The 24,468-nt window shown below is 59.3% G+C and carries 22 protein-coding genes (1 of these 22 only partly in view); 13 read left to right on the top strand and 9 right to left on the bottom strand.

What is annotated here, in order from left to right; all coding sequences use genetic code 11:
- The first annotated feature begins 7 nt into the window (after positions 1-7).
- Genes ACTG1P_RS09530 through rpoS form a run of 4 tightly spaced genes read left to right on the top strand, consistent with a single transcriptional unit; the run spans position 8 to position 3,312 of the window.
- Positions 8-625 (top strand): protein-L-isoaspartate(D-aspartate) O-methyltransferase, encoded by a 618-nt coding sequence (locus ACTG1P_RS09530; protein ID WP_005335507.1) that lies wholly within the window; start codon positions 8-10, stop codon positions 623-625.
- Positions 622-1,203 (top strand): YqaA family protein, encoded by a 582-nt coding sequence (locus tag ACTG1P_RS09525; protein WP_181363316.1) that lies wholly within the window; start codon positions 622-624, stop codon positions 1,201-1,203. Before ACTG1P_RS09530 ends, ACTG1P_RS09525 begins: the two co-directional genes overlap by 4 nt.
- A 9-nt stretch (positions 1,204-1,212) precedes the next feature.
- The gene (locus tag ACTG1P_RS09520; RefSeq protein WP_440001120.1) at positions 1,213-2,283 is read left to right on the top strand and encodes a LysM peptidoglycan-binding domain-containing protein; all 1,071 of its coding nucleotides are present in this window, start codon (positions 1,213-1,215) and stop codon (positions 2,281-2,283) included.
- Between the two features lie 45 nt (positions 2,284-2,328).
- Positions 2,329-3,312, top strand: a complete 984-nt coding sequence (gene rpoS / locus ACTG1P_RS09515) for an RNA polymerase sigma factor RpoS (protein ID WP_440001119.1) — start codon at positions 2,329-2,331, stop codon at positions 3,310-3,312.
- A 113-nt stretch (positions 3,313-3,425) separates the two neighbouring features.
- On the opposite strand, the gene ACTG1P_RS09510 is transcribed toward rpoS, so the two are convergent.
- Complete coding sequence (locus tag ACTG1P_RS09510) at positions 3,426-4,463, bottom strand: alkene reductase (RefSeq protein WP_440001118.1); 1,038 nt, start codon at positions 4,461-4,463, stop codon at positions 3,426-3,428.
- Between the two features lie 199 nt (positions 4,464-4,662).
- On the opposite strand from ACTG1P_RS09510, the gene ACTG1P_RS09505 reads away from it, so the two are divergent.
- Positions 4,663-5,229, top strand: coding sequence for a TetR/AcrR family transcriptional regulator (locus tag ACTG1P_RS09505; RefSeq protein WP_265773409.1), 567 nt, complete (start codon positions 4,663-4,665; stop codon positions 5,227-5,229).
- Positions 5,230-5,358: 129 nt separating this feature from the next.
- On the opposite strand, the gene ACTG1P_RS09500 is transcribed toward ACTG1P_RS09505, so the two are convergent.
- Positions 5,359-5,694 carry an endonuclease domain-containing protein gene (locus ACTG1P_RS09500; protein WP_440001117.1) on the bottom strand — a complete coding sequence of 112 codons (336 nt, stop codon included), beginning with the start codon at positions 5,692-5,694 and terminating at the stop codon, positions 5,359-5,361.
- A gap of 834 nt (positions 5,695-6,528) precedes the next feature.
- Complete coding sequence (locus ACTG1P_RS09495) at positions 6,529-7,482, bottom strand: LysR family transcriptional regulator (RefSeq protein WP_033115874.1); 954 nt, start codon at positions 7,480-7,482, stop codon at positions 6,529-6,531.
- A gap of 155 nt (positions 7,483-7,637) precedes the next feature.
- Between ACTG1P_RS09495 and aguA the strand changes: the two genes are divergently transcribed.
- Both aguA and ACTG1P_RS09485 read left to right on the top strand, forming a co-directional pair.
- Complete coding sequence (aguA, locus tag ACTG1P_RS09490) at positions 7,638-8,735, top strand: agmatine deiminase (RefSeq protein ID WP_440001116.1); 1,098 nt, start codon at positions 7,638-7,640, stop codon at positions 8,733-8,735.
- 270 nt (positions 8,736-9,005) lie between these two features.
- Positions 9,006-10,709: an amidase gene (locus tag ACTG1P_RS09485; protein WP_440001115.1), complete on the top strand. Its 1,704-nt coding sequence runs from the start codon at positions 9,006-9,008 to the stop codon at positions 10,707-10,709.
- A gap of 89 nt (positions 10,710-10,798) precedes the next feature.
- Here ACTG1P_RS09485 and ACTG1P_RS09480 read toward each other — a convergent pair whose 3' ends face one another.
- Together ACTG1P_RS09480 and ACTG1P_RS09475 are read right to left on the bottom strand one after the other, a co-directional pair.
- Positions 10,799-11,221, bottom strand: coding sequence for a hypothetical protein (locus ACTG1P_RS09480; protein ID WP_201915765.1), 423 nt, complete (start codon positions 11,219-11,221; stop codon positions 10,799-10,801).
- Entirely contained in the window at positions 11,205-12,068 is an 864-nt protein-coding gene (locus ACTG1P_RS09475; protein WP_440001114.1) for a hypothetical protein, read from the bottom strand. The genes ACTG1P_RS09480 and ACTG1P_RS09475 overlap by 17 nt, the downstream gene beginning before the upstream one ends.
- Before the next feature lie 529 nt (positions 12,069-12,597).
- Here ACTG1P_RS09475 and cphA point away from each other — a divergent pair.
- Complete coding sequence (cphA, locus tag ACTG1P_RS09470; RefSeq protein WP_440001113.1) at positions 12,598-13,362, top strand: CphA family subclass B2 metallo-beta-lactamase; 765 nt, start codon at positions 12,598-12,600, stop codon at positions 13,360-13,362.
- A gap of 215 nt (positions 13,363-13,577) precedes the next feature.
- The gene (locus ACTG1P_RS09465; protein WP_440001112.1) at positions 13,578-14,849 is read left to right on the top strand and encodes a hypothetical protein; all 1,272 of its coding nucleotides are present in this window, start codon (positions 13,578-13,580) and stop codon (positions 14,847-14,849) included.
- A gap of 84 nt (positions 14,850-14,933) precedes the next feature.
- Here the strand turns inward: ACTG1P_RS09465 and ACTG1P_RS09460 are convergent, their stop codons facing one another.
- The 3 genes from ACTG1P_RS09460 to ACTG1P_RS09450 form a co-directional block, all read right to left on the bottom strand.
- A complete protein-coding gene (locus ACTG1P_RS09460) occupies positions 14,934-16,184 on the bottom strand; it encodes a DEAD/DEAH box helicase (protein ID WP_440001111.1) in 1,251 nt (416 codons plus the stop codon).
- 97 nt (positions 16,185-16,281) lie between these two features.
- The gene (locus ACTG1P_RS09455; protein WP_440001110.1) at positions 16,282-17,787 is read right to left on the bottom strand and encodes a GGDEF domain-containing protein; all 1,506 of its coding nucleotides are present in this window, start codon (positions 17,785-17,787) and stop codon (positions 16,282-16,284) included.
- 126 nt (positions 17,788-17,913) lie between these two features.
- Positions 17,914-18,324 (bottom strand): hypothetical protein, encoded by a 411-nt coding sequence (locus tag ACTG1P_RS09450; RefSeq protein ID WP_440001109.1) that lies wholly within the window; start codon positions 18,322-18,324, stop codon positions 17,914-17,916.
- 198 nt (positions 18,325-18,522) lie between these two features.
- On the opposite strand from ACTG1P_RS09450, the gene ACTG1P_RS09445 reads away from it, so the two are divergent.
- Both ACTG1P_RS09445 and ACTG1P_RS09440 read left to right on the top strand, forming a co-directional pair.
- Positions 18,523-19,431 carry an SAM hydrolase/SAM-dependent halogenase family protein gene (locus ACTG1P_RS09445; protein WP_440001108.1) on the top strand — a complete coding sequence of 303 codons (909 nt, stop codon included), beginning with the start codon at positions 18,523-18,525 and terminating at the stop codon, positions 19,429-19,431.
- 191 nt (positions 19,432-19,622) lie between these two features.
- A complete protein-coding gene (locus ACTG1P_RS09440; RefSeq protein WP_440001107.1) occupies positions 19,623-22,661 on the top strand; it encodes a cytochrome c peroxidase in 3,039 nt (1,012 codons plus the stop codon).
- Positions 22,662-22,732: 71 nt separating this feature from the next.
- Here ACTG1P_RS09440 and ACTG1P_RS09435 read toward each other — a convergent pair whose 3' ends face one another.
- Entirely contained in the window at positions 22,733-23,293 is a 561-nt protein-coding gene (locus tag ACTG1P_RS09435; protein WP_005343397.1) for a gamma carbonic anhydrase family protein, read from the bottom strand.
- Between the two features lie 203 nt (positions 23,294-23,496).
- Here ACTG1P_RS09435 and ACTG1P_RS09430 point away from each other — a divergent pair, with 203 nt between their 5' ends.
- Together ACTG1P_RS09430 and ACTG1P_RS09425 are read left to right on the top strand one after the other, a co-directional pair.
- Positions 23,497-24,138 (top strand): ribonuclease T2 family protein, encoded by a 642-nt coding sequence (locus tag ACTG1P_RS09430; protein WP_440001106.1) that lies wholly within the window; start codon positions 23,497-23,499, stop codon positions 24,136-24,138.
- A 72-nt stretch (positions 24,139-24,210) separates the two neighbouring features.
- Positions 24,211-24,468: the 5' portion of a helix-hairpin-helix domain-containing protein gene (locus tag ACTG1P_RS09425; protein ID WP_440001105.1), read on the top strand. The gene runs 21 nt beyond the window's last position; the window shows 258 of its 279 coding nt (coding positions 1-258); its start codon is at positions 24,211-24,213; its stop codon lies off the right edge, out of view.

Genomic DNA, 24,468 nt, shown 5'->3' with positions numbered 1-24,468 from the left:
GGGTGGTGTGATAGTACAGCGCCTGTTAAATCAGCTCATTGCGCAGGATATTCGCGATTTTCGCGTGCTGGCGACCATCGCGAAAGTGCCGCGCCAGCTGTTTGTAGACGAGGCCATGGCGCACAAGGCGTGGGACAACACCGCCCTGCCCATTGGCCACGGCCAGACCATTTCGCAGCCCTATATGGTGGCGCGAATGACCGAGTTGCTGATGCAAAACAATCCGGCCCATGTGCTGGAGATTGGCACTGGCTCGGGCTACCAGACGGCGATCCTCGCCCATCTGGTGGAGCATGTGTATACCGTGGAGCGGATCAAGTCGCTGCAGTTCCAGGCCCGACGCCGACTGCGCCAGCTCGATCTGCACAATGTCTCGGCCAAGCACGGCAACGGCTGGCTGGGGTGGCCCAACAAGGGGCCTTATGATGCCATTCTGGTGACGGCCGCGGCGAGCGAGATCCCCACGGCACTGACCGATCAGCTGGCCGAAGGGGGGCGACTGGTGTTGCCCGTGGGTGACAGCCAGCAGACCCTGCAGCTGATCGAACGATCCGGATCCCAGCTGACCAGCCGTATTCTGGAGCCGGTACGTTTTGTTCCCCTGATTGACGGAGATGTTGAGTGAAGTTGTTTTCCCGTTTGTACGTACTGGTGATGCAGTGGGCCCGCCACAAGCATGCCCCCTGGTATCTCTCCATCACCGCTTTTATCGAGTCGGTATTCTGGCCGATCCCGGTGGATGTGATGCTGGCGCCGATGGCGCTCGCCAAACCCCACAAGGCGTGGCACTACGCCACGCTGGCTACCGTCTTCTCTGTGCTAGGTGCCCTGTTTGGCTATGCCCTTGGCTATGCCCTGTGGGATCCGGTCGTGCTGCCACTGGTGGAGTCTGTGGGTTATCAGAGCAAGATCGAGATTGCTCGCCACTGGTTTGAGCAGTGGGGGATCTGGGTCATTTTCATTGCCAGCTTCACCCCTATCCCCTACAAGGTGTTTACCGTGACGGCAGGGTTGTTGCAAATGGCTCTGCTGCCCTTCATCATCACCTCCCTCATCGGTCGTGGCATGCGCTTTTTCCTGGTTGCGGGCCTGATGCGCTGGGGTGGCGAGAAGATGGAACGCAAACTGATGCACTACGTAGATGTGCTCGGTTGGCTCTGTATTGGTCTGGCCGTGGTGGCCTATTTCTGGTTTAGTCGTTAAGGATCCATTATGCGTTCGCGTATTTGGCAAGGAAGCAGTGTCGTGGTGTTGTCATGGCTGCTGCTTGCCTGCTCCTCCAGCAAAAATGCAGCTCCGGTAGATGGTGTTGATGAGGGGCAGTTTGTCTCGACCATTCCGGCTCGCCAAAGCGGTGCCCAGGTCAGTGCCCCCATTCAGGGCGGCAGCTATGTGGTGAAGCGGGGCGATACCCTCTACTCCATCGCCTTCAACTCCGGCAACGATGTGCCGTCGCTGGCCAGCCTCAACAACATCAGCCCGCCCTACAACATCTATCCGGGGCAGCGACTGCGACTCGATGGCTCCAGTGCCAGCATGAGCAGCAGCCGTAGTGCCGGTACCTATGAGGTGCGCCGCGGCGATACCCTGAGCAGCATCGGCCGCCAGTTCGGCATGAGTGCGCAGGCGCTGGCCCAGAGCAACAACCTGAGCGCCCCCTATGCGCTGCAACCGGGTCAGGTGCTCAATGTCCAGACTGCTGGCGGCGGTTCGACCCAAATGGTGGCTGCGACTCGTCCGGCAACCGTGACACCGTTGGCCGTGAGCCGTCCGAGCAGCGGTCCGCGTCCGTTGGCCGAGCCGAATGGTTCTGGTCAGACCACGCCGTTCATCTCTCAGAAATCCGTTGCTCCGGCAGCACCGAAGGAATACGCTCAGTCCAAAGAACAAAAAATAAACAACTCCCAGTCGAGACTTGCTTGGCACTGGCCCGCAAAAGGCCGGATTGTCGAGGGGTTCTCTGTTGCAGAACAGGGTAACAAGGGGATCGACATAGCCGGCCAGAAGGGGCAACCCGTCTACGCCGCCAGCAGCGGTAAAGTGGTATACGCTGGCAGTGCTTTAAGGGGGTACGGCAAGCTGATTATCCTCAAGCATGATGATGACTATCTCTCCGCTTACGCACACAACGACGAGTTGCGGGTGAAGGAAGGGGACAGCGTCAAGGGGGGCTCGGTCATTGCCAACATGGGTAGCACGGACGCGCCGGATGTGCGATTGCATTTCGAGATCCGGTACAGAGGCAAGTCGATCAATCCGATGAGCTATTTGCCAAAGCGTTAACCCCAGAGAGACCGTCTTACTCTGGTAACGTCAGGGAGACACACCATGAGCCAAGAACAACTGGCAATGCAGGATGCAGAGTTAGAGTTTGACGCTGAACCCGAATCTCATGAAGTAGAAGAGTTGCAGGAGGTAGCTGCCGAGGCGGAAGATATTATCTCCGATGAGTTGCTGGCACCTGAGCTGAACAAGGTGATGGATGCCACGCAACTCTATCTGGGGGAGATAGGTTTCTCCCCGCTGCTCACTGCCGAAGAGGAAGTCTACTACGCCCGTCGTGCCTTGCGAGGTGACAAAGCCGCCCGCAAGCGCATGATCGAGTCCAACCTGCGACTGGTGGTGAAAATCGCCCGCCGTTACAACAACCGTGGCCTGGTGCTGCTGGATCTCATCGAAGAGGGCAACCTCGGTCTTATCCGCGCGGTCGAGAAGTTCGACCCCGAGCGCGGCTTCCGTTTCTCTACCTATGCCACCTGGTGGATCCGCCAGACCATAGAGCGGGCTATCATGAACCAGACCCGCACTATCCGTTTGCCCATTCATGTGGTCAAAGAGTTAAACGTTTACCTGCGCACCGCCCGCGAACTCTCTCACCGTCTCGATCATGAACCGACCGCCGAGGATATCGCCTTCGCGCTGGATCGTTCGGTAGATGATGTGAATCGCATGCTCAAGCTCAACGAGAAGATCACCTCGGTGGATACCCCCATCGGTGGCGATCGCGACAAGGCATTGCTGGATGTGCTCTCCGACGAGCGCGGCATGGGGCCTGAGCTGGAGTCACAGGAAGATGATATGCGCAGCAGCATTGTCCACTGGCTTGAGGAGCTCAATCCCAAGCAGCGGGAAGTGCTGGCCCGTCGTTTCGGTCTGCTGGGTTATGAGCCGGCCACCCTCGAGGATGTGGGGGCCGAGATTGGCCTGACCCGCGAGCGGGTGCGCCAGATCCAGGTCGAGGGGCTGCGCCGTCTGAGAGAGATCCTGCTGAGTCAGGGGCTCTCCATCGAGGCGCTATTTCGTACCAATTAAGCATCCGCACCAATTAAGCCCGCACCAACGGATCAGCGCATCAGCCAGATAGCACGAGGGGAGCAACAGCTCCCCTCGTTTTTTATTGCCTGTCGTCTGGCGATAGCTGGCTGTTATACCAGCTCGGCCAGCATGGTGTCGGCGTAGGGCACCAGCGCTTCACCCTTCTTCACCTTGGCGAGATAGTCCGGGTTGGCGATAAGGGGGCGGCCGATGGCCACCAGATCGAAGCGGTTGGCCTCGATGGCCGCAGCGGCGCGCTCGGCGTCGTAGTTGCCTACCCCGACCAGATTGCCCTTGTAGTGGGCGCGCAGATAGTCGGAGGCGCGGCCACCCAGATAATCGAAGGTGAGGTTGTCATCGAAGATGCCGAGGTGGATATAGGCCAGCGGGCGATCGTTGAGCTTGCCCAGCAGATAGTCGAACACGGCGCGATCTTCCGGGCTGCCCGCCAGATGGACATAGGCACCCGGGGAGAGGCGAATACCAACCCGATCACCGCCGATGCGGGCGCTGATGGCATCGACCACTTCCAGCGCGAAGCGGCTCATCTTTTCCGGGCTGCCGCCGTAGTTGTCGGTGCGCAGGTTGGTGGAGTGGTGCAGGAACTGGTCGATCAGGTAGCCGTTGGCGCCGTGGATCTCCACCCCGTCAAAGCCCGCCTCGATGGCGTTGGCTGCGGCTTGGGCGTAATCCCGCACCAGCTGGGCGATTTCGGCCTCGGTCAGGGCGCGCGGCACCTGATAGGTCAGCTCGCGCATGCGGGGCACTGTGCCCTCGTGCGCCACGGCAGAGGGCGCCAGCACTTCAGCCTGATGGAAGAAGGGGTGGGAGAGGCGGCCGACGTGCCACAGCTGGGCGAAGATCTTGCCGCCTTTGGCATGCACGGCGCTGGTCACTTTCTTCCAGCCATCGATCTGCGCCTGGGTGAAGAGGCCCGGGGTATTGGGGTAACCCTGCGCGTCGGGGCGGATGATGACGGCCTCTGAAACAATCAGGCCGATGTCGGCGCGGCGGCCGTAATAGGCAGCCATTTGCTCGGTCGGCACCAGACCTGGGCCTGCCATGCAGCGGGTGAGCGGGGCCATCATGAAACGGTTGGCCAGGGTCAGAGTGTCATTGAGTCGATACGGCTGAAACAGGGTATTCATGATAGGTTGTCCTGAACGGGTTATTCTTGAACGTGCATTCAAGACGTTTTTTGCGTCGGGCGCAAGCTTTTTTTGAATGCGCGTTCAAGAAGGTTGGCCCGAGCGGGCGGCTGGGGTAAACTTGCCGCCCTTTCCAGCCACTCTTTATCGGCGGGCCCTGTTGTCCCTTGCCGGTGAACCATTTCCCACGGGAGGAACCATGCGCATAGCCGAGTTTGATCGGGACGAGGTACTGCGAAATGCCATGGAAGCGTTTCGCGCCAAGGGGTACGCCAAGACCACCATGCAGGAGCTGGTGGCTGCCACCGGCCTGCACCCGGGCAGCATCTACGGCGCCTTTGGCAATAAGCGCGGCCTGCTGCTGGCGGCGGTGGATCACTATGTCGAGGGCAAACGCACCCTGCGCCGCTCCCTGCTCGACAACCCGAGCCCGCTGGCGGGCCTCGCTGCCTATCTCGACCGGATTGTGGGGGAGGCACTTTGCGGCTCCTGTCTGGTGACCCGCACCATGATGGAGCTGAGCGAGCAGGATGAGGAGCTGACCCAGCGGGTCAAGGGGATCTATGGCGAGCTGGAGCAGGATCTGGCAGAGTTGCTGACACAGGCGCAGGCCAAGGGCGAGCTGGCCCCGGATAGCAATATCCACACCCTCACCGCCCTGCTGCTGATCAACCTGCAAGGGCTGGTCACCTTCGCCCAGTGTCGCCCCGATCGTGTTTTGCTCGACGACGTAGTCGCTCAACTGATGCGGGCCCTGCGGGCGTAACGCGCGCCCGGAAACAACCATGGCTCCTGCGGGAGCCATGGTTGTTTCCGGGGATGCCACACGCGCCGGGTTGTTTGCTCCCTTCTCCCCTTGCGGGAGAAGGGTTGGGGATGAGGGGGAGGGCTCTGCTCAGCGCAATGAGAGCCAAATATGGGCCAGTACGACCTCCATCCGACTCAGCACATCGTTATTCCACACTCGTATCACCCGAAATCCCTGCTGATTGAGATAGGCTGTCCGAGCCTCGTCATGCATCTGGTTCGCTTGTGTTCCATGTTGCGAACCATCCACTTCGATGACCAATCCCTGTTCAAGGCAGATGAAGTCCACCACATAGGGGCCGATGGGCATTTGGCGGCGAAATTTCAGCCCCGCCAGACGGCGATTGCGCAACTGTTGCCACAGTTTCTGCTCTGCCTGTGTGGCATCTCGTCTCAGTCGCTTGGCAACACGGTTGCTCTCCATTAATTGCTCCCACTCTGTATCGCCTTATAGATATAGCCAGCTTCCCATCTGGTTACCGGTTGGATATTGCGCCCCTCACCCTAGCCCTCTCCCAATGGGAGAGGGAACAGATCGAGGTGCTGTTGGGATTGGGCTGATCACCACTGGTTTATTACCAGATTCGAGCTGGGGCAGCTGGATTGGGTGATAAGCAAATGGCGATAACTTTTCGAATTTATTGGGAATCGCCTGACTGGCTGACTGGCTGACTGGCTGACTGGCTGACTGCGATGCTGTTAGTTGTAGCGTAACGGCTCCCTTCTCCCCTTGTGGGAGAAAGGTTGGGGATGAGGGGGAGGGTGCAGGAGCTGCCCTCACCCTAACCCTCTCCCATAGGGAGAGGGAACTGATCGAGGTGCTGTCAGGATTTTGTTGACCACAACCGGGCTATCGTTGTTTTTGGTAATGACGAGCTGACGAGCTGACGAGCTGACGAGCTGACGAGCTGACGAGCTGACGAGCTGACGAGCTGACGAGCTGACGAGCTGACGAGCTGACGAGCTGACGAGCTGACGAACTGCTGAGTTGATGAGCATTGCCCTGCTAGTTGGTTACCCGTGATGTTGCCGATTTTACTGGAACAGCTCCCTTCTCCCCTTGTGGGAGAAGGGGTGGGGATGAGGGGGAGGGAGCAGGAGCAGCCCTCACCCTAACCCTCTCCCGGAGGGAGAGGGAACTGATCGAGGTTCTGTGCGGGCATCGTGGTCGGTCAACAAGCTCCTTCATCAAATCCTTGAGCCACAACTGCGCCGGTTGTTGCGTATGCGCCTATGGGGTATGCCAGACGCCGCGGTCTTACCTCGGCCCCACCAGCTCCTTCATCAAATCCTTCAGCCACACCAGCGCAGGTTGCTGGGCGTGCACGGGATGCCAGACGCAGTTGAGGTGGTAGTCGGGCACGTCCTCGGGTAGCGGCAGGCTTTTCAGCGGCCAGTGGGTGGCGAGCAGCTCGGCTACCATGCTGGGCAGCACCAGCAGGTGATCGCTCTGGCTGACGATGGCGGCGGCGGACATATAGCTCTGGCTGTTGACCGAGATGGTGCGGCTAAAGCCCTGACTCTTCAGATAGCGGTCGAGGCTCGCCTCCGAGGTGCCAAGGGGCGAGTGGAACACATGGGGCATGGCGATAAGCTGCTGCAGGGTGATGCGCTCCTGCCACTGGGAGGGATCATCCTCGGCCCCGGCGGGGGCCGATTTTGCAATCGGCAGATCGGCGCGCACCAGTCCGGCCAGCGGCTCGGTGAGCCAGGTCTCCTTGCCCAGATACCCCGGCACCTGCATGTACTCGTCAAAGCCCAGCACCAGATCGATCTCGCCGCTCGCCAGCTCGGCTTCGGGCAGGGTGTCGCGCAGGATGCGGATCTCGATGGTGACCCCCGGCGCCAGCCGTCTGAGCCGCTGAATAAGCGGCGGGATTAGCACACATTCCACGTAATCTGTGGTGCAGAGCACGAAGCGCCGCTTCGACTGGCTCGGCTCGAACTCTTCTTCCTCGGTGAGCTGCTGCTCCAGCAGCCGCAGCGCCTGCTGCACCCCGAGGTGCAGCCGCTGGGCGCGCGGGGTCGGCAGCATCCCCTGCGGGGTGCGCACCAAAAGCGGGTCGCCAAGAAAGGTGCGCAGCCGGTTAAGGGAGTGGCTCATGGCGGGCTGGCTGATAAAGAGCGCTTCGGCGGCGCGGGTGACGCTGCCCTGCGTCATCAGGGCGTCAAAAGCGAGCAGCAGATTGAGGTCGAGCTGGTGCAGTTTCATGGGGGGGATTATTCGCCGTGTTTATGGGACAATCCATCCTATTCATTTGATGGATGGGGGCGCAACGTCTTAATCTGCGACCCAATCTTTTTTTCCGGGTTCCCGCGCCGCATCTGGCGTAAACGGGGGCCTCAATCCATGCAAGGAGCCTTGCGATGAGCATCAAGACCATTAACTCCACGCCGGCCGCCGACGGCTTCACCATGCCCGCCGAGTGGGCGCACCAGCAGGCCGTCTGGATGATCTGGCCGTTTCGCCCGGACAACTGGCGCGTAGCCGGTCGCTTCGCGCAAGAGACCTTCGCCAAGGTGGCGGATGCCATCGGCGGTGCCACCCCGGTCTTTATGGGGGTACCGGCCCAGTTTATGGAGCAGGCCCGCGCCATCATGCCCGCCCATGTCACCCTGGTCGAAATGGACAGCGATGACTGCTGGGCCCGCGATACCGGCCCGACCATCGTTACCAACGCTGCCGGCGAGTGCCGTGGGGTGGATTGGGGCTTCAACGCCTGGGGTGGTCACAAGGGCGGTCTCTACTACCCGTGGAATCAGGATGAGGAAGTGGCAGCCCAGATGCTGACCCAACACGAGATGGCTCGCTACGATGCGCCGCTCATTCTGGAAGGTGGCTCCATCCACGTCGATGGTGAAGGCACCTGCCTGACCACCTCCGAGTGTCTGCTCAACGAAAACCGCAACCCGCACCTGACCAAAGAGCAGATCGAAGCTTACTTACGCGACTATCTGGGCGTCACCAGCTTTATCTGGCTGGACGAAGGCGTCTACATGGACGAAACCGACGGCCACATCGACAACATGTGCTGCTTCGTGCGTCCGGGTGAAGTGGCCCTGCACTGGACTGACGACCAGAACGATCCCCAGTACGCCCGCTCCGTGGCCGCCCTCAAGGTGCTGGAAGCGGCGGTCGATGCCAAGGGTCGCAAGCTGAAGGTGTGGAAGCTGCCCCAGCCGGGCCCGCTGTTCTGCACCGAAGAGGAGTCAGCCGGCGTCGAGAGCGGTACCGGTGTGCCGCGTGAGGCAGAAGGCCGTCTGGCCGGTTCCTACGTGAACTTCCTCATCACCAATGATCGCATTGTCTATCCGCTGCTGGATGCCGCCACCGATGGCGAAGCCCAGCGCATTCTGGAAGAGATCTTCCCGGATCACACCGTGGTCGGCGTGCCGGCCCGCGAGATCCTGCTGGGCGGTGGCAATATTCACTGCATTACCCAGCAGATCCCTTCCGGCAAATAAGAACCGGATGACGATCCTGCTGCGAAGCCGTGATCAAGGCTCATGTGCTGCTCGCTTATGTGGAACAAACGGCTCATGTATTCACATACACTCCGGTTCCTGCGCTGCTCTTCACCTTGCTGACGGCCTCTCGCGACGGGTCGTAAACCGGTTCCAGCTGGTATTCAAAACCCCACGCCGTGGGGTTTTATCTCTTGATGGTGTGATGGTCGCAGGCGCTGATGCGGCGATCATCATGACAAACAGTCACCCTTTTACAGGAGATCCTAAATGATCGAAGTGACCGAGGTTTCCATTGCCGAGCTGCGTGCCGCGCTCGAATCAGGCCGCACCACAGCGGTCGAACTGGTCAAGGCCTATCTGGCCCGGATCGAGGCTTACAACGGCCCCGAGACTGCCACCAAACTCAACGCCGTGGTGGTCGCCAATCCCGATGCGCTGAAAGAAGCCGAGGCTTCCGATGCCCGCCGCGCTCGTGGCGAGACTCTGGGCCCGCTCGACGGCATCCCCTACACCGCCAAAGACAGCTATCTGGTCAAGGGGTTGACCGCCGCCTCCGGCAGCCCGGCCTTCAAGGATCTGGTGGCCCAGCGCGATGCCTTTACCGTTGAGCGCCTGCGTGCCGCCGGTGCCATCTGCCTTGGCAAAACCAATATGCCGCCGATGGCCAATGGCGGCATGCAGCGCGGCGTCTATGGCCGTGCCGAGAGCCCCTACAACGCCGACTACCTGACCGCGCCGTTTGCCTCCGGCTCCTCCAACGGCGCCGGTACCGCCACCGCCGCCAGCTTCTCCGCCTTTGGTCTGGCGGAAGAGACCTGGTCGAGCGGCCGTGGCCCGGCTTCCAACAACGGTCTGTGTGCCTACACCCCGTCCCGTGGCGTCATCTCGGTGCGCGGCAACTGGCCGCTGACCCCGACCATGGATGTGGTGGTGCCTTATGCCCGCACCATGAATGATCTGCTGGAAGTGCTCGACGTAGTGGTCGCCGACGATGCCGACACCCGTGGCGATCTGTGGCGCATGCAGCCCTGGGTGCAACTGCCCAAGGCCTCCGAGGTGCGTCCGGCTTCCTATCTGGATCTGGCTGCCAAGGCCGATGCCCTCAAGGGCAAGCGCCTCGGCGTGCCGCGCATGTTTATCAACAAGGATGAACTGGCCGGCACCAGCGACAACCCCGGCATCGGTGGCCCGACCGGTCAGCGTATTCATACCCGCGAGTCCGTGATCGCCCTCTGGGAAGATGCGCGCAAGGCGCTGGAAGCCGCTGGCGCCGAAGTTATCGAAGTGGACTTCCCGCTGGTCTCCAACTGCGAAGGGGACCGACCCGGCGCGCCGACCGTGTTCAATCGCGGCATTGTGAGCCCGGAGTTTCTCAATGACGAGCTGTGGGAGCTCTCCGGCTGGGCGTTCGACGACTTCCTGCGCGCCAACGGCGATCCCAAGTTGAACAAGCTGGCCGATGTCGATGGGCCGAAGATCTTCCCCCACGATCCGGGCACCCTGCCGAACCGCGAGGGCGATCTGGCGGCGGGCATGGACGAGTACGTCAATATGGCCAAGCGCGGCATCAAGCGCTTTGACGAGATCCCCACAGTGCCGGACGGCCTGCGCGCTCTGGAGAAGACTCGCAAGCTGGATCTGGAAGACTGGATGGACGGGCTCAAGCTCGACGCCGTGCTGTTCCCCACCGTTGCCGACGTCGCCCCGGCTGATGCGGATGTGAATCCGGCCTCCGCCGATATCGCCTGGAGCAACGGCATCTGGGTTGCCAACGGCAACCTCGCAATTCGCCACCTCGGTGTGCCGACTGTCACCGTCCCCATGGGGGTGATGGCCGATATCGGTATGCCGGTGGGGCTGACCTTCGCCGGTCGCGCCTATGACGACAACAACCTGCTGCGCTTCGCCTCGGCCTTCGAGTCCACCGGCAGCAAGCGTATGGTGCCGCCACGGACACCGCCGTTGGCGTGAGTGCTGTTGTGAGTTAATTTTCTTGGGGTTTACCGGCAATAAGAAAAGCAAACCCATCCGTAATGCGGATGGGTTTGCTTTTGAAAAAATCACTTTGAATTTTTCTGCAATAGCTTTGTTGTAAAACCATCTTTGAAATGAAAATAACTTGCAAGTAAAAAAATGAATAGCTGAAATACACCCAATTCGAACGTGGGTTTAGATAACATACCAAAATAAGAGGCAGCAGATACTAATACAAGAAGAAATCTCTTTGCCGTATACCAACCAAAATGCTCCTCACTGGTATTGCATTTTGTTCGAGCTATCGCTTTAGATACTTTTGATGTAATTTGACCAAAGATAAGACATGATGCTAAAGACCAGTCGGGGGATATTATTATTTCTTGCCAAGAGGATAGATATAGCTTTACTGAAACAAGCAGCATGAAAGGAATTAAAATATACAGATATTCTGTTTTTAATTCAGCGTATGTGGCTTTTCGCTCTTTAATATCAAGCGTCAATTTCATATTGATGTCCACTGTATCTTTCTATATTGTCTATAGTAATTATCTTTGCATTCCTTATTTCTGGATGGCCATGTCCTTTAGTTGGGGTGTAAACATCATATTTAATTCTAGCTTTAATAATATCTTTGGGGCCAATGGCAGGGATTAGTCCTGCTTGGTATCGTTCTAACCATTCTTTTTGCAATATTCTAGCGGGGAAAGAACGATTTAATAATGTACTACGGAATGACCAAACTGAGTTGCCTTCATTGACAGAAATTTTGACATACAATCTATCATCGGTTTCATGAGACTTTGTATCACCTTGGAACATTTCTCTAGGATTACCTAAGAAGCGCCAATTTGTATTAATTTGGCACTCGGAACGATTACTTTCTCCATTTTTAAATGTTACAGACTCACCGTTTCTTATTTTTTGATTGGCATTTGAGAATTTGCTTAAAACAAAAGATAGGTTTTGTCTATCTATGTAGGGGTCTATCATTTGTGGCGGAATGTTTTGTGCTAGAGATGACTCTAATTTGGCTGCTAATTGTTCAACTTGCTCTTCACTCTCAGTTGACTCTTCATCGATAAGTTCTTTAAATAACTCATTCCCTGAGTTATAGAAAGCAGCCTCAAGGAGGCTATCTATTTTATCTGATATTACAGATAGCTTGCTTAGAATTGAACCTTTTTCTATGTCATTTAATTGAAAACTGAAATCTGTATCTAGTCCAATAGAACTACTAAGCAACTGACCAAGGTCTTGATAGGCATTGATATATGATGCCATTGCTTCGAATACTTCGGCAGGATTGCTCCTGTCTTTTAAATAGTCCAGCTTTATAGATAGTTCTGTTTTCACAGTGCTTTCCCGGGAAATAGTTTCAACATGTTTTTTGTCATCAAATGAGCATCATAGCTAGAAATATTTTTTAGGGAAGTTACTTCCCGATCAAATTCGACATAGATCAATAAATTATCTCGAGTATTGAGCTTTCGTATTGCCATTTACCCCCCCCCTCATCCCCAGCCCTTCTCCCGCAAGGGGAGAAGGGGGCAAATATGCGCCTCTGATGTGGTCTGGCAACCGGGCTTGGAATTGGCATTGGCCATCCCCTCTCCCTCGGGAGAGGGCTAGGGTGAGGGGCTGCTATCTGTGTTGTCGTTTCGTTTTGAGCCTTTACCTCTCTCCACTTCCCGCACCGTCGATCGCCATATTGGTCGTGGCTCGCTGCCGACCCCCCCTGATTTTTCTGACTTCCACCTGACTTCACCCAGACTTCACTCAACCTCATTTTCCCCTCACAAATCCCCCGTATCTTCTGCTCACTGCTTAAAAGGCCCGGCTTGCCACAGGGGTGGCGAGGGGGCGGTTGGTTCGAGGGAGCAAGATGATGAAAGGTTGGATGAAGTGTGGATTGGCCGGGGCTGTGGTGCTGATGGTGAGTTTCTGGGGCGGCAGCGTGCGGGCGGCAGGGATCTCCCTCAAGCAGGTGAGTGGCCCTGTCTATGTGGTGGAGGACAACTACTACGTCAAAGAGAACTCCATGGTCTATTTCGGGGCCAAGGGGGTGACGGTGGTGGGGGCGACCTGGACGCCGGATACCGCCCGCGAGCTGCACAAGCTGATCAAACGGGTCAGCAGCAAGCCGGTGCTGGAGGTGATCAACACCAACTACCACACCGATCGGGCGGGCGGTAACGCCTACTGGAAGTCCATCGGGGCCAAGGTGGTGGCGACGCGCCAGACCCGGGATCTGATGAAGAGCGACTGGGCCGAGATTGTCGCCTTTACCCGCAAGGGGCTGCCGGAGTACCCGGATCTGCCGCTGGTGCTGCCGAACGTGGTGCACGATGGCGATTTCAAGCTGCAAGAGGGCAAGGTGCGCGCCTTCTACGCGGGCCCGGCCCACACGCCGGACGGCATCTTTGTCTACTTCCCCGACGAGCAGGTGCTCTATGGCAACTGCATCCTCAAGGAGAAGCTGGGCAACCTGAGCTTTGCCAATGTGAAGGAGTATCCGCAGACCATCGAGCGACTGAAAGCGATGAAGCTGCCGATCAAGACGGTGATCGGCGGGCACGACTCGCCGCTGCACGGGCCTGAGCTGATTGATCACTATGAAGAGTTGATCAAGGCGGCGCCGCAGTCATAAGGGTTGCGCGACAGACTGGCAGCAAGCCGTGCAATCGCTGCAATCAGCAGCCATAACGGCACACCACAAAACGCCCGCTTTCAGGAAATAAGCGGGGGTTTTGCTGTTGCGGTTTTTTTGGTGGCTGTGAGTGCGTGGCATTAACGCTGTTCAAGGGAGGGAGGCTTTCATAAGATGGCCCTCTCTCTTTTCCCTGAAAGTTATCCATTTTCGTTATGCAATACGCCTCTCTCGTGCGCCTCAAGCAGGCCTTTATCACCGGGATGTGGGCCTCGCTGGTCAGCATCGTTATCGGCTTCGCCTTCAAGGTGTGGTTGGCGCAGTGGGTCGCCAAGGGGGAGCTGGCGCTGTTCAACAGCGTGGTCGATTTGATCTCCCTCTCCTTTATCCTGATGACAGGTTTTCGCTCTTCCATGGTGGTGAGTTACTCCCAGACCAAAAACGATCGGGACATCATCAATATCTTTCGCTACTTCCTCATCGGCATTGTGCTGCTCACCTGGGGGGCGGTGATCCCCTATATCAAGCACGGGCTCCATATCCGGGTGGAGTATCTGCAACTGGTGGGGGTCATCTTCGGGTTGGGGCTCAAGGTCTACTTCACCAATCTGGTGGCCATGTACCGGATGTATGCGCTCTCCAACCGGGTCACCTGGCTGGAGCCGCTGGCCAACGGTCTGCTGTTTATGGCCTGTTACTTCGGGCTGGGGATGGATGCGCTTGCCTCGCTCTTCTACGGGCTGACCTTCTCCTCGCTCGCCATCGCCGGTTATATGTATGTTTCGCGCCGCCGGGCCATCGCTACCAAGCCGCTGGCCAAGGTGGCGCTCGGCCCCGAGATGGTGAGCTATGTGAAGAAGAGCTTTACCGCCTCGCTGGAGGCGGGGGCCAGCATCCTGATGATCTATATCACTGTGCTGCTTACCATCCGCCACTTCAGCATCGACGAGCTGGGGGATTTTCAGGTGGTGGTGCGCCCCATCTTCACCTATATGACCACCTTGTTCGTCTTCCCCATCTACCGCTTTGTGCTGCCTGAGCTGGCGGTCAATCTGCGCAATGGCGATCACCGCCAGATAAGGCTTATTCGCCGCTGGATCTTCCGTCTCTCCGCCATCGTCAGTCTGGTGTTCTTTGGCCTGATGCTGCTGGCGGGCAAACCGCTGGTGCTGCTGTTCTTCCCCGCCGACTACGTGGGGGCGGTGCCTGTGCTGTTCCACTTCTCCATCTTCTTTATCTTTATGATGCTCAACGGCTATCAGCTCGCCTATATCAAGGCTCACGGTCACTTTACCCAGAGCTTGCTGATCCGGCTGGCGGGCATAGTGGCGCTGGTCGCCGCCTACTATCTGGTGGCCGAGTTCACCGCCAACGTGGTGGCGATTATCGTGGCGCAGGGGCTTGGCTATATGGTGATGTTTATCCTCTCGACTATGGCGGAGCGGCAGATCTTGCGATCCCTGCCACTGGTGCTGGCGACCCGTTAGGGGGTTACTCGCCAAGAGCAGGCTCCTGTTAGATAACAAAAAACGCCCATGCGGGCGTTTTTTTGTTGGCTGCTCAGGGGCGGCTTAACGCTTGCCCTTACCACCCTTGTTGCCAGCGAGCGCCTGCTTTCTGGCGCGCTGCTTCTGGGCCGCCTTGCTGTTGCGGCGCGGCTCGGGCTCGAAGCGGGTGAGGTCCGGCTCAAAGCCCGGGAACCACTGTTGGGGCAGGCGAGTGTCGAGCACCGCTTCCACTTTTTCCAGCAGCGGTGCATCTTCCGGGCTGAACAGGGTAATGGCGAGCCCCTTGTTGCCGGCACGGCCGGTGCGCCCGATACGGTGGACGTAATCCTCGGCCACAAACGGGAACTCGAGGTTAATCACATAGTTGAGATCCGTGATATCGAGGCCGCGGGCCGCCACGTCGGTGGCGACCAGTGCCTGCAGGGTGCCGGCGCGAAACTCCAGCAGCACCTTCTCCCGCGCGCTTTGCGACAGATCGCCGTGGAAGGCCAGCGCATTGATGCCCGCCTTGCCAAGCTGCTGGGCCAGCTTGTCAGCACCTTGGCGGGTGCGGCTGAAGATAAGCGCCGGTGCCCACCCTTTCACTTTCAGCATGTGTTCGACCAGCGCCAGCTTGCGATCGCTGTCCACCGTATAAACCCGTTGCTCCACCTCGGCCGCCGTGGTGTTGCGCGGCGCCACTTCAATCAGCTCGGGGTCGCGCAGCAGCACCTTGCAGAGGGCAAACAGGTTGTCGTCGCAGGTGGCGGAGAAGAGCAGGGTCTGGCGATCCACAGGGATCTGTTTGAGCAGTGCCTTGATCTCGTCCATAAAGCCCATGTCGAGCATGCGATCCGCCTCGTCAAACACCAGATGGCTGAGGTGTTCAAGGCTCAATGCCCCCTGACGCAGATGGTCGAGCAGGCGGCCCGGGGTGGCGATCAGGATATCCACCCCGGCTTGAAGCGCCGCGACCTGCGCCGCGATACTCACCCCGCCGTAGACCAGCGTGCTGGTGAGACCGGTACCCAGCCCGTAGCGCGCCACACTCTCGGCGACCTGCACCGCCAGCTCGCGGGTCGGCACCAGCACCAGCGCACGGATCGGGCGGGATGCATCGCTCGCCGGGTGTTGCATCAGTTGCTCCAGCAGCGGCAGCACAAAGGCGGCGGTCTTGCCGGTGCCGGTCTGGGCGCCCGCCATCAGATCGCGCCCCGCCAGAATGACGGGGATGGCGCTGGCCTGCACCGGAGTCGGCGCGGCATAGCCGAGCTCGGTCAGGGTCTGCTGCAAGCGGGGGGAGAGGGCCAGTTCGGCAAAGGAGGCTGTGGACATAGGGGCACCAGTCGGGGTTATCGCGGCCTGCGGCCACGATGCAATAAGTGATCGTGGCCGCGATGGTAGCAGAAGCAGGGGGCGCGGCAGAAGGCGGCTATGCCTCTGCATCGTCCGGCAACGGACGGATCAGCCGAATCTTTTTGCCCTCGTAGCAGGCGATGTTGTGCTTGCCGTGCTGTTTGACGTGGTAGAGCAGTTCATCGGCGAGATGCACCGCCTCGGTGACGGTGAGGTAGTCGCGAATGCGGATCACTCCGGCGGAGAAGGTGATGGGGGGGGGCAGCTCGGGGATCCCCAATGGGCGATCCAGCAGGCGACCAGCTGAGTGGATCATCATCTCGTCATCCTCCATCCCCTTGAACAGCACGATAAACTCCTCGCCGCCCCAGCGGATGGCGCTGTCCACCTTGCGGATATTGCTTCTGAGGTGGCGGGCAAAGGCGACCAGTGCCAGATCACCGATGCCATGGCCATAGGTGTCGTTGATGGACTTGAAGTTGTCGATATCGAGGATCATCAGGTAGTCGTGCTCATGGAGCAGGCTCTGACTGAGCACATCCCTGCGTGGCAGTCGAGTCAGGTGGTCGGTGTGCGCCAGTGTTCGCAGTCGCTGGTAGAGCTGCTTCCAGACAATCATGCTCAGCAACAGCACGATGAGATAGACCTTGAACGCTGCACTGTGAAAGGCCAGTTTGATGAAATCGAGCCAGCAGTAGGACCACTTCAGATAGAGATCTTCCCCCGCCTTGGTGCGCATAAAGGGTTTGCTCAGGCAGAAGTGCCAGGAACGGCAGGGCTCGGCAGCCTCAAACGAGATATCGGTGCGGGTCGGGTTAACAGTGTCGAAGGGTTGCAGCACATCGCTAAACGCCTCATCGACGGCGATGTCGATGCTGAGCAACCCGTATTTGTAGCCGCCACGCCCCGACTGATGAATGAAGGGGAAGCTCATTACTATGGTTTTGCGCATGCTGAAGGGGTCGATACCGATATCGGAGACAAAGGCCTCATCGGCGCTGCAGAAGGGGCGGCCGGGTGCAAAGCTGGCGCAACCGAAGTAGTGATACCAGGCAGGCAGGGTCATCAAATCCATCTTGATCGACGCCAGTCTGGCGGGCAGCAGCTTGTTGTCGGCCACCATGCCGATCAGCCGGTAGTCGTTCCAGATGGTGTAGATATTGATCACCTCCGGATAGGAGAGGGCATAGCGGAAGGTGTTGAGGATATTGGCGGCCGGATATTGCAGGGGCACATCGGCAAAGCGGTCCTTGCTTCTCAGGTCGTAGCCATAGAGGTAGTTGGTGTTCGCTTTGTTGTTTACTAGGTCGGTGGGGGTCTCCAGCGACCGCTGGTAGGCAAGATAGCTGGTGATGTTCTCCACCTCGAGGATTTTGGCCCGCTGGTAGAAGACCTCGAACACGTTCTTCTGCTTGGCTGTGATGAGCTCCATATCGTGCCGCAGGCTCTGATAGGTGTAATAGAAGACGCAGCCCAATCCGGTGAGGGCGAGCAGGGTCAGTCCGAGCATTTTGACGATGAACTGGCGAGCAGACGCCGATGGCCAGTGAAGAGTTGGGGATTTACCTGAAAATAAGGTCATAGGAGTCTGGGTGCGGTACCGATAGGGGCGTGAGCGCCATATGGGCAAAGTATACGCGAAGGAAATCCCGACAGGATCCACCGACAAACCTTGCCAGAAGCTGAAGCCCTCACCACTTATTTATCCCTACTCCACGATCAGCACGCTCTCGCTGGCCAGATGGTGCAGCCACTCCCTGACGATCAGCAGCACGGCGGCAAAGTGCTCGTCGCGGGGCAGCAAGCTGGCGGCGAGGGGATCCCCTTCCGCCATGGCGGCCAGCTGGCCAAAAGCTTGCTCCACCAGATCCCGGTCGAGCTGGTTGTCCCCCAGCACTTCGGCCAGCGATGGCTGGCTGCGCAGAGTCAGCTGCAAGCCGGGCGGGATCTGCGGGGCGATGCGCATCAGCTCATCTTCCACCACCATGATGGCCTGCTCCAGTTCGAGCGGGGTGGGTGGCGTGTGGCGAAACGGCCCGGGCTGGCTCAGCCAGAGCTGACTGCTCTGTTCACCAATCTCCAGCAGCAGGGTCATCATCTCCGGTACGGGTTGTGTCATGGTGCTGAGCTCCTGTATTGTAAACGTTTTCCCATTCTGCCTTTGATACCCCCGACGCCGACGTTTGGCGAGCACAATTTCTGCGAGTCGCCCCTTACTTTGTTGCAAACCCCTTGCAAAAAAATTCATTGGTGGCAGTCTGGATGTCTAAATGGCTGCTGCCGTTTCGTTATCCTCAGATGATTCAGGAGTTCAGATATGGATATTCGCACCGCTCCCCGCGCCATCGCGCTCGCTCTCATGCTGACCAGCGGCATCGCCGCCGCCAACGAAGCGCTGGTGATCCAGACCGATTTCGGCCTCAAAGATGGCGCCGTGTCGGCCATGAAGGGGGTTGCCTTCGGGGTGGATCGCACCCTGCCGCTCTATGATCTGACCCACGAGATCCCGGCCTACAACATCTGGGAAGCCTCCTACCGCCTCTACCAGACCCTGCAGTATTGGCCCAAGGGCACAGTGTTTGTCAGCGTGGTGGATCCCGGTGTCGGCACCGAGCGTAAGTCGGTGGTGCTCAAGACCAAGAGCGGCCACTACATCGTCACCCCGGACAACGGCACCCTGACCCTGGTGGCCGAGCACTTCGGCATCGAGGCGGTGCGCCAGATTGACGAGAAACTCAATCGCCTCAAGGGCTCTGAGAAGTCCTACACCTTCCACGGCCGCGATGTGTACGCCTATACCGGCGCACGGCTCGCCTCCGGTGCCATCAGCTACGAGCAGGTCGGCCCGCTACTGCCCGCCGAAGTGGTGAAGATCCCCTATCAGCCTGCGGTCGCCGAGAAAGATGGCACCCTCAAGGGCACCATCCCGATCCTCGATGTGCAGTACGGCAACGTCTGGACCAATATCGACGATGCGCTGCTGACCAAGGCGGGTATCAACAAGGGGGATAACGCCTGCATCAAGATCCGCGAAGGGGATGTGGTCAAATATGACGGCAAGGCGCCTTACGTCAGCAGCTTCGGTGATGTGCCGGAAGGTCAGCCGCTGGTCTACCTCAACAGCCTGCTGCAGGTGTCGGTGGCGCTGAACATGGACAGCTTCGCCGCCAAGCATCAGGTGCAATCCGGTGCCAACTGGCATATCAGCCTGAAGAAGTGCTCCTGAAGATTGTCGGGTTTTCGACAAGCGGGTTTGAAGCAAGCGAGGGCAGCCAAGGAGGCTGCCCTCTCTCATTGGGTGGTAAGGCGTTGCTGATAAGGAGTTGTTGTCAAAAAGCATATTAATTGAATGCAATTGATAATGATTAGTATTTGGTTGGATAATCGCGCACTTGTCTGACCACCTAACCATAACGAATGAAAACCAGCCTTTTACTGCTCAGCCTGCTGGCTCTGACCGCATGCAATGACAATCACAGCAATACGTCGGTGACCCCCTCACCCGATGTGACCCCGCCGGTCGTCAAGCCGACCGAACCGCCCATCACGCCACCAACAGTGCCGCCGGAAACTCATACCCGGGTTCCTCTGACCATTGAGGTCAATGTGGCCGATCGGCTGGGGGCGGGGGCACAGCTCGAGGTGAGACAGGTCGCCACCGGGATCCGCGTGCAGCAGGCCATCGAACCGGGCCAACCTGTCAGCATCACCTTGCCAGCAGATCTGCAACTGGATCAGCCGCTGGAGCTGTTCGGTAGCGACGAGGGCTATCTGCTGCGCGCGGTATCGGTGCGGGTGGCGGATCTCTCGGCCGGGATCACGCTGGCGCGCCGCAACAGCGTGCCGCGGTTGGGATTGAACGAGGAGGAGACGGCGCTCTTCCTGCTGGCGGATCAGAGCGGAGATGGTTCCCTCAGCCAGGCCGAGTGGGGCAGGGCAGAGGAGATCCGCCTGCAACAACAGGCTGTTATTCAGGATTACGCCGCTTTCCTGTTGGCCCAACGCCAGCCGGGTGCCGTGCTCGACTATGCCGACAGCTGGCAGATGCTGTTGGCCCTGCGCGATGACAAGCAGGCGCGCAGCTGGTATCAGCGCAGCAACAGCGCCCAGATCCAGTCCGCCCGTACCCAGCTCTATCCCGCCAATCCCAGCCAGCCGGACGAGCCGGAGACGGCGGATCTGCTGCGCCTCGATGAGCAGGGGCTGCTGGTGGTGCGTGGCCCCTGGCAGTGCCTGCACGATGTGCGCACGGTCAGCGGGGTCAAGGGCAGCCAGTACTGGCTTTATGGCAGTGACACCAGTGCGTTGAAGATTGCCAGCCAGCCACAACTGGCTGCGGGGCTGACCGCTTGCGGCCGCAGCGACTGGCGCCTGCCGACCCTCACCGAGTTCGAACGGCTGCTGAGCAGTGACAAGTCGGCATGGCGCTATCCCAATACCTTTGCTTTTGGCCTGCCCGCCCAGATCTGGCTGCAGGATGGTGCGGGTCAACCCCGTCTCTATCAACTGGCGACCCGAACCTGGCTGGATGAGGGAGAGGGCAGTCTGCTCTGGTATGCGCTGGCACCCTATCCGGTGCGCCCCTCCGTGGTGCGCGACAGCAGCAAGCCGGACATGGCGGCCCTGCGCGCCCAATACAGCGGTTCATCGGCCCAATGGCCTGCCGCCCGGGTGGATGAAGGGGTGGAATGGCAGGAGCTGGGGCCGCTGCCGACGGTTCCCTTCCCGGCCGACAACCCCTATAGCCGGGCCAAGGTGGTGCTGGGTCAGCAGCTCTTTTTCGACAAACAGCTCTCCAAGGGGCGGGACATCAGCTGTGCCAGTTGCCACGATCCGCAAAAGGGGTGGAGCGACGGCCTGAGCGTATCGGTCGGTCATCTGGGCCAGAAGGGCAATCGCAACGCCCCCTCCATCCTCAACAGCGCCTTCAGCTCGACCCAGTTTTGGGACGGGCGGGTCGCCACGCTGGAGGATCAGTCGCTTCACCCGATCCAGAACCCCATCGAAATGGCGCTGAGTCATGACGAGCTGCTGGCTCGCTTGCAGGCCAGCCCCGACTATCAGGCAGCTTTTGCCACCGCCTTTGGCGATCAGGGGATCACGCTGGAGCGGATCGCCAAGGCGATCGCCACCTTCGAGCGCACCATCATCAGCCGCGACAGCGATTTTGAGCGCTTCGTCAAAGGGGATAGTCAGGCTCTCAGTGACAAGGCGCTGTGGGGGATGCACCTCTACCGAACCGATGGCCGCTGCATGAACTGCCACTCCGGTCCGCTGCTGAGTCAGCACGGGTTCGAGAGTGTGGGGCTCACCTATTACGGTCGTGGCAAGCTGGAAGATCGCGGGCGCTTCCTGCAGACCCGCAACAAGGTGGACATCGGTCGCTTCAAGACCCCCAGTCTGCGGGATGTTGCCTACACCGGCCCCTATATGCACAACGGCATCTTCCCGATCCTGGCCCAGCGTATCGGTGGTTCGGTGCAGGGGGTGGTGGCCATGTACAACTTTGGCGTGACCAAGTGGAGCAGCGGGGTCGGCTTCCCGACTGGTGCGGATCAATATGATCCCTTCTTCCCCAAAGCCTCCGATCACCTGCATGCCCTTGGCCTCAGCAACGACGAGCTGGATGCCATCGGCGAGTTTTTGCGCAGTGCCTCGGCCGAGCCGCGCCGCACCCCAGCCACGATTGCTGAGCTGAGGGTGAGTGAGGCTGATGACCCGGCTCCGGTGGGGGCGGTGATCACCGGATTGGCGGTGCTGCCTGCCCAGCCTCAGCTGGAAGTGGGGCGGACGCTTCCTCTGCAACTGCAGTGGCAACTGAGTGATGGCTCTCTCGGTCCGCTCGATGCGCCAGTGGCGTGGCGCAGCGAACAGCCGGAGTTCGCCACCGTGAGTCTGCAGGGCGAGGTGCGTGGTGTGGCGGTCGGTACGGCACGATTGGTGGCGACCACGGCTCGTCACACGTTGACCGTGACGGTGCAGGTGGTCGATGCCCAGCCCGATTTTGCCCGGGGCTGCCGTCAACCCGAGCTGGTGGCAGGCAAGCTGGCCTTTGTCTGCCAGCTGACCAGGGACGAGGCGGAGCGTCTGTCCATCTCCTATGACGGTGTGAGCAGTGACAGCGATGGTGACTACAATCCCTTCCCGCTGGAGTATGTGACCATGGGTCAGGCGCGGGCGCGGGATTACTGCCAGCAGCTGGTGGCGCTCGGTCATGATGACTGGCGTCTGCCGACCCGGGCCGAGTTGGAGGTGCTGTTTGCCTCCTACAACAAGGATGGAACGACGGATCAGTTGCTCCAGCAGCAGGGTTGGCCGCTCTACAACCGCTACTGGAGCAGCGATGCGACTGCCAATGACGATGGTGAGTTGCCGCTGCTCGACCTGAGCACTGGTGATCCGCTGTGGGATCTGGCGGACGAGGCTCATGCCGCCACCTGCGTCAGGGCCATCTAGCCTTCATAGATAGTCAGATGAAAAACGGGCGCCTCGGCGCCCGTTTTGTTCTCTGGTAATAAAGAAAGGGATCAGAACTCGTTGGAGAGCGCCTTGTACCCTTTGACCAGATCGATATTGGTGTGGGCCACGTCCTCGGAGAACTCGGCGGCATCCACCGAAACCCGCGGGATATGGGTCAGATCGCTCTGCTGGTTGATGCGGGTGGTGGAGGGAACGTAGAACTCCGGCGGCAGATCGCAGCCATCGATCACCGAGTTGTGACGCACCACGGCACCATCGCCGATATGGCAGTTGAACAGCACGCTGTTGAAGCCGATAAAGACCCGATTCCCCACTTCGCACGGCCCGTGGACGATGGAGCGGTGGGCGATGGAGGTGTACTCGCCGATAGTGACGGCGGCGCCGGATTTGGAGTGGATCACCACGCCATCCTGAATATTGGAGTTGGCGCCGATGACGATGGGTTCCATCTCGCCGTTGGCATCCACTTCGTCGGCACGGATCACCGCATAGGGGCCGACAAAGACATTCTCTTTGATGATCACCTTGCCGCAGATGATGGCGGTCTTGTCGATATAGGCGGATTCGTCGATGACAGGCAGATGGCCGGAGGGATTCTTGCGGATCATGTTACATCCTGTGGTTGCCAAGAGGGATTATCTGGTGGTGGACGAGGAGCCTACCGGTCGGTCAGCTTACCCCTGCTCGCCCTCTGGTGAAACCCCTGACTGGTCTGACCCTTGTCGCGCGGCGTCTCGGCATGGCTGTTTCCCGCCGCCAGAATATGGGAGCATGGCTGTCATCCCGAGTCGCGTAAGGTGGACATATAAAGATGAAGAAGATGATTGCTCTGTTGGCGGGTGGTTTGTTGCTCTCCTCGGCCGTGCAGGCCAAAGGGGAGGCGGGGGAGTTTGACTATTACGCCATGGCGCTCTCCTGGTCGCCCGAGCATTGTGCCGTCAAACCGGCGGATCGGGACCAGTGTTCCCGCAAGCTGGGCTTTGTGCTGCACGGTCTCTGGCCCCAGTACGATCGCGGTTACCCCAGCAACTGCACCCGCGAACGGCTCGATCCCGATATGGAGAGCGAGTTTGCCGACCTTTACCCCAGCCGTTTCCTCTATCGCCATGAGTGGGAGAAGCACGGTACCTGCTCCGGTTTGAGCCAGCAGGACTTCCATCAGCTGGCAAGCGATCTGCGCCAGAAGGTGAAGATCCCGGCGGCTTACCAACCCCCGGAAGAGCCGCTGCGCAAAACCAGCTTCCAGCTTAAGGCCGATCTGGCGAGCGCCAACGAGTGGCTGGCTCCCGACAACATCACGGTAGCGTGCGCCGATGGTGGCCGCTTCCTGCGGGAGATCTACATCTGCGTCAATAAAGAGGGGACGGATGCGGTCACCTGCTCCGCCGAGATGCAAAAGCGCGAGCGCCGCTCCTGCGGTCAGCCGGACTTCCTGCTGCGCAGCGTGCGTTAAGCCTCCACTCTCTTCATCAGGCCCCTTGCGGGCCTGATGTGCAACCACTGCTATCGGAAAGGAGTCTGACAGATGGATGGCAACAACAGGTTTGGCCCGACAGAGCGGGCAATGCTGCTCGGAGTGAAAGGGATAGGGCCAACCGTTATCGGGCGGCTCGAACAGCTTGGCTACCATACCCTGGCTGGATTGGCCGAGGCCGATACCACCCGTATCGTCCAGTTGGTGGCCAGCATGCTGGGCTCGACCTGTTGGCAGAACAGCCCGCAGGCGCGAAGCGCCATCGATGGCGCCATCGCGCTGGCCCGCGCCCATCTGGCGACGGATGCT

The organism is Aeromonas sp. 11P (assembly GCF_051920165.1).
GTDB lineage: Bacteria > Pseudomonadota > Gammaproteobacteria > Enterobacterales > Aeromonadaceae > Aeromonas > Aeromonas veronii.
The sequence above is the reverse complement of the archived record's forward strand: the minus strand, read 5'-3'. Positions and strand labels throughout refer to the sequence as shown.